The sequence below is a fragment of the Microcoleus sp. C2D2 genome, assembly GCF_036702495.1.
Classification (GTDB): domain Bacteria; phylum Cyanobacteriota; class Cyanobacteriia; order Cyanobacteriales; family Microcoleaceae; genus Microcoleus.
In genome coordinates this window covers 1-8,852 of the sequence record NZ_JAUBTO010000225.1, presented here as the reverse complement: position 1 = coordinate 8,852, position 8,852 = coordinate 1, and the positions used below count along the sequence as shown (strand labels likewise).

The 8,852-nt window shown below is 48.1% G+C and carries 11 protein-coding genes; all 11 read left to right on the top strand.

What is annotated here, in order from left to right:
* Positions 1–575 precede the first annotated feature (575 nt).
* The 11 genes from QUB61_RS35945 (at position 576) to QUB61_RS35895 (ending at position 8,742) form a co-directional block, all read left to right on the top strand.
* Positions 576–725: a hypothetical protein gene (locus QUB61_RS35945; protein ID WP_333135727.1), complete on the top strand. Its 150-nt coding sequence runs from the start codon at positions 576–578 to the stop codon at positions 723–725.
* A 179-nt stretch (positions 726–904) separates the two neighbouring features.
* Positions 905–4,135 (top strand): DUF3987 domain-containing protein, encoded by a 3,231-nt coding sequence (locus QUB61_RS35940; protein WP_333135725.1) that lies wholly within the window; start codon positions 905–907, stop codon positions 4,133–4,135.
* 148 nt (positions 4,136–4,283) lie between these two features.
* Positions 4,284–4,628 (top strand): hypothetical protein, encoded by a 345-nt coding sequence (locus QUB61_RS35935; RefSeq protein WP_333135723.1) that lies wholly within the window; start codon positions 4,284–4,286, stop codon positions 4,626–4,628.
* Positions 4,629–4,746: 118 nt separating this feature from the next.
* Positions 4,747–5,397: a site-specific integrase gene (locus tag QUB61_RS35930; RefSeq protein ID WP_333135721.1), complete on the top strand. Its 651-nt coding sequence runs from the start codon at positions 4,747–4,749 to the stop codon at positions 5,395–5,397.
* 199 nt (positions 5,398–5,596) lie between these two features.
* Positions 5,597–6,265, top strand: a complete 669-nt coding sequence (locus QUB61_RS35925; protein ID WP_333135719.1) for a hypothetical protein — start codon at positions 5,597–5,599, stop codon at positions 6,263–6,265.
* Between the two features lie 161 nt (positions 6,266–6,426).
* Positions 6,427–6,774, top strand: a complete 348-nt coding sequence (locus tag QUB61_RS35920) for a hypothetical protein (RefSeq protein ID WP_333135717.1) — start codon at positions 6,427–6,429, stop codon at positions 6,772–6,774.
* Positions 6,767–7,192 carry a hypothetical protein gene (locus QUB61_RS35915; protein WP_333135715.1) on the top strand — a complete coding sequence of 142 codons (426 nt, stop codon included), beginning with the start codon at positions 6,767–6,769 and terminating at the stop codon, positions 7,190–7,192. Before QUB61_RS35920 ends, QUB61_RS35915 begins: the two co-directional genes overlap by 8 nt.
* Positions 7,189–7,701 (top strand): hypothetical protein, encoded by a 513-nt coding sequence (locus tag QUB61_RS35910; RefSeq protein WP_333135713.1) that lies wholly within the window; start codon positions 7,189–7,191, stop codon positions 7,699–7,701. The genes QUB61_RS35915 and QUB61_RS35910 overlap by 4 nt, the downstream gene beginning before the upstream one ends.
* Complete coding sequence (locus tag QUB61_RS35905; RefSeq protein ID WP_333135711.1) at positions 7,701–7,922, top strand: hypothetical protein; 222 nt, start codon at positions 7,701–7,703, stop codon at positions 7,920–7,922. The genes QUB61_RS35910 and QUB61_RS35905 overlap by 1 nt, the downstream gene beginning before the upstream one ends.
* Positions 7,922–8,185, top strand: coding sequence for a hypothetical protein (locus QUB61_RS35900; protein WP_333135709.1), 264 nt, complete (start codon positions 7,922–7,924; stop codon positions 8,183–8,185). Before QUB61_RS35905 ends, QUB61_RS35900 begins: the two co-directional genes overlap by 1 nt.
* Entirely contained in the window at positions 8,176–8,742 is a 567-nt protein-coding gene (locus QUB61_RS35895) for a hypothetical protein (RefSeq protein ID WP_333135707.1), read from the top strand. The genes QUB61_RS35900 and QUB61_RS35895 overlap by 10 nt, the downstream gene beginning before the upstream one ends.
* Positions 8,743–8,852 lie beyond the last annotated feature (110 nt).

Sequence of the window (8,852 nt, the reverse complement as noted above, 5' to 3'; positions counted from 1 at the left end):
CCTCCCCCCCCGGCCGCGCCCTCAGAATTTCAAGCGCCGCAGGCACCGGGCCTGAGTAATACCCGGTATAAACACAAGAAAAAAAATAAATAAATAGTCGCAGAAAGGTAGGGAGTGATTGAAGTATAGCCATTTTTTGAAGGTGTAACAGATAGAGAATTTTTTTTGATTGCGTAACAAAAAGGCACAAAATACGACGTGAAAAAAGCAGAATTGATATTTTTTGGTGTTCCCCCACCTCTTCAACCAGTGGAGGGGGGAGGCTCTGTCAAGGGGGGAAAGAGAAATTCGTGACGAGCTTAGCTTTCAGGCGAGCCAGGGGACAGGGAAGAAACAAGCAAGCGAGCGACGAGCCTGAAAGCTTAGCGAGTAGAATTTATCGGACCCTTGACGGAGTACCCCGGAACGGACAATGAGAAGGTGGGAACATCAAAATGCTTTGGTAATGTGTAAAATACCTACCGCCCCACAGGTACACTTCTAAGCCACCTAGCTCGCAAATTTAGACGGAATATAAGCCAAGTATTTCAGCAACCACAGAAAAAGCGAGCCTATTTACTAAGTCAGGATATCTAGTGGGACAAAACCTTGTTAAAGTCAATAATCAGATACTTCAACTTGCAGGCGCTCACTCTCGCTTAAGTGTGTTCGCAGAGCAACCTATTGCTGCTGCGGTTGAAGATGTCACAGGAAAAGCGATCGCGCGCAGAGAGAGATGGGGATAAGTCATGAATGCTATTACACCTCACATCCGCAATAAGGGGGCGGTTCCAACCTGTATGCCCTAAAAGTTTTTAAATATTTATAAACGCCAAAAAACCGCTGCCTCTGATTGGAACCCAGTGCTGCAACGGTTTTGAGGATTCATACTCACATTCAAACTCGCTAGAGGCGAGAAATTTTCATGTACAACGATTCTACTTCGATTGGCGGTAAAGTTTCAAGTGGCATCGGCGCACTGATCGATGCAATCAATAAATTCCCGCAAGAATGGGCTTTAATTCCCTGCGTAGGGAAAAAGAACCTCTGGCCGGCTTGGCAAAAGACAAAACTCGATCGCGCTCAACTAATCGAAGCCATCCGATCGCAAAAAAACCATGAAGGTAAAAAGACCGCATGGACGGGCGTGAGTATCGTTACAGGCCCGCTGTCAAATGGCATCATGGCGATCGACTTTGACGGACTGTCAGCATTGACAAAATATTTAGAGCTATCCAGCAATCAATTTCCCCCTCCAACAAAGCGCTGGACTTCGGGAAAAACTGGACACTTTCAAATTTTGATGTCCGTACCGCCGGAGAAGTGGGAAGGGTTGAAGCCGATAAAAATCGAATTGGAGAATAACCAAAAACTCGAACTCCGTTGGAATGAATGTTCGACACTTCCCCCGTCGATCCATCCCACCACGCAAAAACCCTACTTTTGGGAAGAAAACGAAACAGCGATCGCAGAATGCCCAGATTTTATTCTGGACTTGATGCGGCAAACACCAGCGGCCGACTTATTCCAAAAACAAAAACCCGAAACCCCAACATCAGATACGGGTGATAAAAATCTTGTGGAGGTTTTGGAGCAAGAAATTCTCCCAAGGTTGGACGCTGAGGAATTTTACGGCAGCTACTTAAAGCTGAAATCTTCGGGGAAAAATCTAAAGGGCTTGTGTCCCTTCCACGATGAGAAAACGGCTAGCTTTACTATTTCCCCAACGGAAAAGGTTTTTAAGTGCTTCGGTTGTTCTGTTGGCGGCGGACCTGTCCAATTCTTGCATCAAATTAGAGGTGGCTTTGGCAGTCCGACGGGTAAAGATTTCTATTCTGTGGTGATGGAACTCGCCGATCGCGTTGGGGTACGAATGCCCGATCGCAAATCTAAAACCCAGAATTCAGAATCTAGAATCCAAGAACCAAAACCCAATAATCTAGTCAGGCACCCGACAGCAAATGTTTTAACCCATGACAGGTTCAAACCGCCCAGCGTTGACTTGAGGCAAGAAATTACAGCGCTCGTTAAAGCTGGCACCACGGGTTCTGAACTTACTGCCGCGCTTCTTGAGCTGTCACGAGGCAGTAACGCTCAGCAAGTTGAGCGCATCTATAAGGAAATACTGGAAGAAGCCGATCGAGATGAACAGCGTCTCGACAGGAAAGCCGACTTAGAGAAATTGGTGGAAATTAGCAACCGTCGCCTGACCCTTGAAAAATACCTGCACCCAAACCTGGCAGAGCCTATAAAAAAAGTTTCTGCTTGGATGGGAGTAGACCCTGAAGCCGTTCTCACTCACTTACTCCCCATTGCAGCAGGGCTAATAAATCCCAACTCTCGCATCGTGGTCAAAAAGTGTACTAACTTTGTTGAGCCATGCCTACTTTATTCCGCTGTAGTTGCAGAAACTGGCTCTCGGAAAACTCCCACTTTGAACATACCAAAAGCGCCCCTGGTAAAACTTCAAGCTGAGGAAGACGCGCGATATAAAGCAGAGTTGGACGCTTACAAGCAAGAAATCGAGGCATATAATCACAGGTCCAAAGAAAATAAAGACGATGCACCCCCCGTACCGCCCCACCCCCCGCGCGAATTTTACGTCGATAACATCACGGTTGAGTCATTGGATGAAATCAAAGGATTCCAGCCAAACAAAGCATTCACCATGATTAAAGACGAACTTAGCGGCCTGTTCGCATCTCACGGCGCATACAAAGGTGGCAGAGGTAGTGACAAAGAAAGTTTTTTATCTGGCTGGGGTGGTGGTGGAGTTAAAAAGAATCGTCGCAGCAAAGATTCCCGTGTTAGTTTGGCTCGCGATTCCCTATCAATCACCGGCGGGATTCAACCCGACAAACTACGAACATTGTTTGGAGATTTTACAGATGGTCAAGGGGAGTGGGCTCGATTCCTCTGGTATCAAATGCCCATGCGTCCCTACAAGATTCCTCGCCACGACGCAGCCTACAGCTTGGGAGACTTGCTGGAGTCTATCTACAGAAAATTAGATTCTCTGCCAGAGTTAGAGTTTTACTTTTCAAAGGACGGGCAAAAATTTTATGACGATTGGTACGACAAGAGATACGAGCAAACCCGGAACGAAACAAAACCCGGTTTAAAAGCTGCGATGGCAAAGATGCCCGGTCAAGCGGCGCGGTTAATTGGTGTGCTGCACGTTCTAAATGGAGTCAGCAGTCAGCCCCCAGAAGTTCAAGAAGAAATTTCTCTAACTACTGTGCGGGCCGGCTGCCATCTAGCCCAGTTTTACCTCGGTCAAGTGACTTTGCTGCAAGGTGACGGCGACGCGCTCGACGGCGAGCTAACTCCTGTCCTCAAATCTTTGCTCGAAAAAGTAAATGAGTTAGGCAAACTAACTGCGACTCAAGCCAAAAAGGCTGTGTGGGGACTCCGAAAAATTCCGCCAGAGAAAATCCGCCAATACTTTGACGAGCTCGCAGCAATGGATTTAGCACAGGTGCAGGGCGCGGGTTCCCGGTTGACTCTTATCTCCAAAGCGTTGAGGACTGTTGATGAAATGTTGATAAATCCTCAACAGCACCATCAAAACCAAAACCCTGATAATGCAAGGGTTCCAGAAAAAAGCAATTCTGAAGTGTCGAGAACTGTTGATGAAGTGTTGATGGAGTCTCAACAAGCTAAAACCTATATATATCAAGAGGTTCAAGAAATAAATTATCAAACTGTTGATGTTGTTGATGCAGTTCAAAATTTTAACACCGACACTCAACCCCTAAATCTTGAACCCGACACCAACGCGGTAGAGGTAAGTGTTGAGGAATCTGAGATATCTGAAAAAACATCAACACCATCAACACTTGCAAAAATTGAGCCTGAAACCCTTGTACAGCAAGAAAAAATAGGTGTTGATGAATCCTCAACACCTCCATCAACAGTTGAGGAATCCTCAACACTTTCATCAACAAAAACGAACGCCGGAAAAAAACACAGAACTTTTGAGCTAGGCGATCGAGTTGTGGTTAAGGATGTTGGCGGTATTTACCAAGGCGCAAGAGGTCACGTTGTAGATATTCTCGAAAGCCGTGCTGGCACCAGCTATCTAGTCAAGTTTGATAAGCCCATCAAGAACATTCCGCAAATTAAGGTGAAGGCTTCCGACCTAATGAAGCTGTAGCGGTTCAGGATGCCTGGTCAGGCAACAAATATTACTAGACCAGGTAGACCCAACCTCTGATCGCAAACACTCCAGGCTTTGGCTCAGGAGATGTGGCTATGCTGATGAAGCTGTAGTGACTTTAAGCCCTGGGCTGGGAAATTAAACTATGCTGACTCTCGTACTATCCAAGCAACGCATCAAACCAACGAAACTACCTATGACAACTGGCAAGCTTGAACTCATCATCAAAATCAACGAACTTCCGACTGACGTACAGACCAACAAAGACAACTGCAAAATATTTCAGCTTGACTGCGATGGTCGGGTCGTGTCCGTTACTGTTAAGCCCAAAATATGGAAGAAGCTTGAGGATGCTGCTGCCAACTATCCCCAGTGGGTCGCAGCTATCGGTGGCAAGATGGGTGAATCAACCCCTAACGGCTTTGTGCTATCAGAGCCAAATATCCAAGTCTTTGAGAAAAAACCGAAGGAACCCAAACCTGAAGCTTGACTGTGAGAGCGCGTGAGTAGGGAAACTGTGCTATACAAACGCGCGCGCTGAGGTACATTGCACAACGCCAGCTCTTTCCCGTGATACGCTTGAACTGTCAAGCCAGAGTGCATCCAGAGTGAAGGTTGAGCGCCACGGCAAAGCCAAATTACTTAGCGTCGAAGAAATCCAGCGTCTTTTCACAAAAGGACTGCTTACCGCACGGGATAAAGCCTTGTGCGCCGTCCTGCTCTACACAGGCTGCCGCATTCAGGAAGGCGTCACCCTCAAAGTCGCCGACGTATACGATCGCACAGGCAAGCTTCGCCCGGAACTGGTGATTCGCAAGGGGAATACCAAGGGGAAACTAGCAACCCGCACTATTCCTGTCTTGGATGACCTGGGGCATTTCCTAGAACAATACGGGGTACCTGCCTCCCGTGACGGGTTTCTATTTCCTGGTCGGAACGGACAAGGACACCTGCACCTGGACTACGCTGCCATCCTGCTGCGCCGCGCCTTCTTTCGGGCTGACATCGAGGGCGCAAGTACCCACAGTTTCCGCCGAACGGCTTTGACTCGTATGAGCAATGCGGGAATACCCCTTCGCATCATTCAAGAAATCTCTGGGCATCGCAACCTGGAACAGTTGCAAAAATACCTGGAAGTGGAACAATCCCAGGTACGCGGCGCGATCGCCTCGCTGAGTATGTTGACGCCCGTGGAGTCGCCGGAGATCGGGAAATATGACTATCACGAGCTAGAGTCCGATTTTCCTCCCGTGCGTTAATCCCATTTCCAGTTGTTGAGACTGAGTGACTCGTTGTTGAGAATAGTCTTCGACACCGGGGGAATTTTTGATTGGCTCCTTCGGCTTCTGGCGTTGGTATTGATTAAAGCAACAATAGTCTTGTTCCGTTTATAGAAATGGTTGACGACCGTTTATGGAAATGGTTAGATAGAAATACTAACCATTTATGGAAACGGCAATGACCAACAAAGCAAGAAACACATCTGGCAGGTTTGCACCCAAGTCAGAAGTCCCCCGCAAAATCCGATCGGTCAATCTCACAGATGACGCTTGGCACTGGTTAGCCACTGTTGCTGAGAAGGTGGGAATGAGTCGGAATGATTATTTAGAAGCGCTAGCATCAAGCAATCATCCGTTTATGGAAACGGTAGAATCTCAGCCCGCTCCGTTTATGGAAACGGTAGAATCTCAGCCCGCTCCGTTTATGGAAACGGTAGGAACTCAGCCTGCTCCGTTTATGGAAATGGTAGAAACTGAGACAAAAACTGATGCTGCGAACATGACGCAACAACCAGATAGCGAGCTTTCACCGCTTATGGAAACGGTAGGAACTGAGGTTGACTCCCCCAGGGACGAAGTAGAAGCGGTACGGGTCGAGAATCGGCGGTTACATATAGAGTTGGGTAACTCTGCCAGTGAAAAAGAATTACTTAAGCAAGAACTGGTAGAAGTTCGATCGCAACTTGCAGCAGAACGCGCCGAGCGGGAGGAAAATAAAAAATCAGCGCCTGTCGGGAAAGATTTACCCGAGGCCGCTGACCTGCTTAATAAGCTGAAAGCCAAGCGCAAAAAATCAAAAACCGATTTGGCTGACTTAGAAGTAATTTTAGAACTTTTGCAAGGCTGAGGCGGGAGATAAAACTTTACAGCTATCTCTTGCCAAACGGCTAGGAATCTGCGATCGTGAGTAATTAAGGAAGATGTTGCGCGACTGACCAGCGTTAGCACCGCTAGCCAAGTCACGACTTCCCCAAATCGTTGAGGTGTAACGTTTGGAGCCGAATAATTATGTCACATACAGGTGATTGTCCTTGCGGGCGATCGCAATTCTTGACGTTTGAGTCAACCGACAAAATTGTCATTGACCGCGAAACGTTCAAGCAATTACTTGCCCTTTTAAATTCCTGTGTGGATGAGCTGGTAAATCCTCGTGACTGTGAAATTTTTCTCACATTTTTGGATACTTACTTATCCGAGAGCGATAGCCCGGAACCGCGGAAAGCCTTGCTGCTTCTGAATTATTACCGTGATGTCGTACCCGACGCCCTTGAGGAAGTTGCGGAGCGGCTGGAAGAAGCAAGAGGAATTTTTAAATTCATCTTGACCGCTAGTAAATTAGGGGGCGGCAATGGTTAAGCCCCTTATCAGCTACCGCCGCATTGACCAACTCAAAGCAATCGCTTTTGATTGCGGTTTCACCAACGAAGACGCCAAGCAGTTCGGCAAACTCAGCAAAACTGCTACCTGGCAAGCGCTGCTGGAAACCTACGGCATCCCTCCGCAGGTTGTAGACCGTGTAGACAGCATTGTAGACACTGAAGCTCAATCGCTTGACACAAGTGATTGGACTAACGACGGCTCCTTCCCAGTCTGCAATTTTACCCGCCAGAATTCCACCAGCTTTTTCGAGTGGGTTGATTTTGGTCAACTTATTGCACTCTTCCTCGCATCGGCGGGAGTTTTTGTGCTGGCAATGAGCTTGTGGCGACAAATCAATCCCCTTAATCTATTCCCCCCAGTTCGAGTCAACATTCAAATCGGGACAAAATTATGAGCTTACAACTGCGACTATTCGGTGGCGGTCAGTCCACTGCTGGCAAACTTACAGACAGCAATGATGGCAGCCACGCAATAGACAAATCAAAAGTTTTGGCACAGACCGACGCCGGGGTGATTACCCCGAATACTCCCGGTAATTTTTCAAGCATCCGATCGGTTCCCGTTGTGCCAGACCCGCGCTACTTTGACCGCGAGCAAGCTGACAAGCTGAAAGAATTAGCAAAGGAGAAAACAGACGGCGCGAGACAATCCAAACGCGCTTACAAATCTCTTGCCAAGATTGAAGCCGCCGATAAAACAGTTCACAAGGAACACCGCAAATATGAGGGTGCAGTCTCCGTAAACGAACTGGGCAAAAAGCGCTCTGATGCTGGGTTAGCAAAAAAACTGCACTCTATGCGACCTGGCTACGCCCGCTTAGGCTTGGGAATTGATAAAGCAGACTCCGACGCTAGGACTCGGATTGATGAGATTAAAGCCAAGCTGACAGGAGGGGCAAGCTGATGGAATATATGTGGATTGCGGGCAACAAAAAAGGAGTGAAGGAATTGGTAAAAGCTTTACGAGCCAATGGTTTCACGTTTGACGTTACCCATTATGCGGAAACAAACAATTCTCCTTTTGGTGGCAACCGATACTCTTATACCCTGAAGAATTTCCGTCCCCCCGTTGTAGCTACTCCCCAGCCTCAACCTTGGGATGCAGTGCGAGGAGGTAAACGCTAATGCGAGCGGTGTACTTGGGTAACTATTTTGTTGCTGGGTGCATCGCTTTCTCACTCCTGGGGTGGGTAGCGAGTTTGCATCCGATGGCCTTTCGAGCAGTTCTGTGTTTGTTGGTTGCCATTGCGATTGCCTGGGGTTTTAGCTGGCTGCTAGATTTTTCACTAAGCAAACTGCTCAAGATTTCTGTTTCTGACTTACAAGCCTTATTAATAGGCGGTTTGGCGATGTTGTTGATTGGCTTGGGGGTGTTCTTATGCACCTAAAACTGTTTGTGCTAAGCGCGTCCTCTGTGGTGTTGTGGTTAACCCCACTAACAGCGCTAGACAAAACGCTAGACATTCACAAAGCACTGCAAGGGGTAAGTCTGGGTGCTGCGATTGCCTGTGCTGTGACGGCTGGCAACATCGCCCGCGAACTGTCCGAGCAAGGGGAAATTGAGGCAATTAAAGAACGTGCAATCACTGCTGATGTGATTGATGAAATCTCGACATCTGCTTACATTTCCCAGCAACAAAGACAGCAGGAAGCTGAGGCGATTCTCAACCCCGTGGAACACTTAGAACGCGCTCTGACACTGACTTATGATGAAGGCGAACGTTCGGAACCGATAGCCCAAAAACAACTAGCCGAACCCGAACAGAACGGCTCGGAGAACGGTCAATCAGAACGCGCCGAGCGAATCCATCAATTGCAGGCAAAGGGCTGGGGCAAAGCAAAAATCATCCTTGAAATTTGGGGCGTGACTAAGGGTGGCTCCCCTAAATACAAGGCTGCTGAAGCTGAGTATAAACGCTTAATGCAGGAAGAAGAAGGAGGATGAAAACGTGGGCCGGGGGGGGGAGCTATGGCTGGCCCTCCCCCCCCGGCCGCGCCCTCAGAATTTCAAGCGCCGCAGGCACCGGGCCTGAGTAATACCCGGTATAAACACAA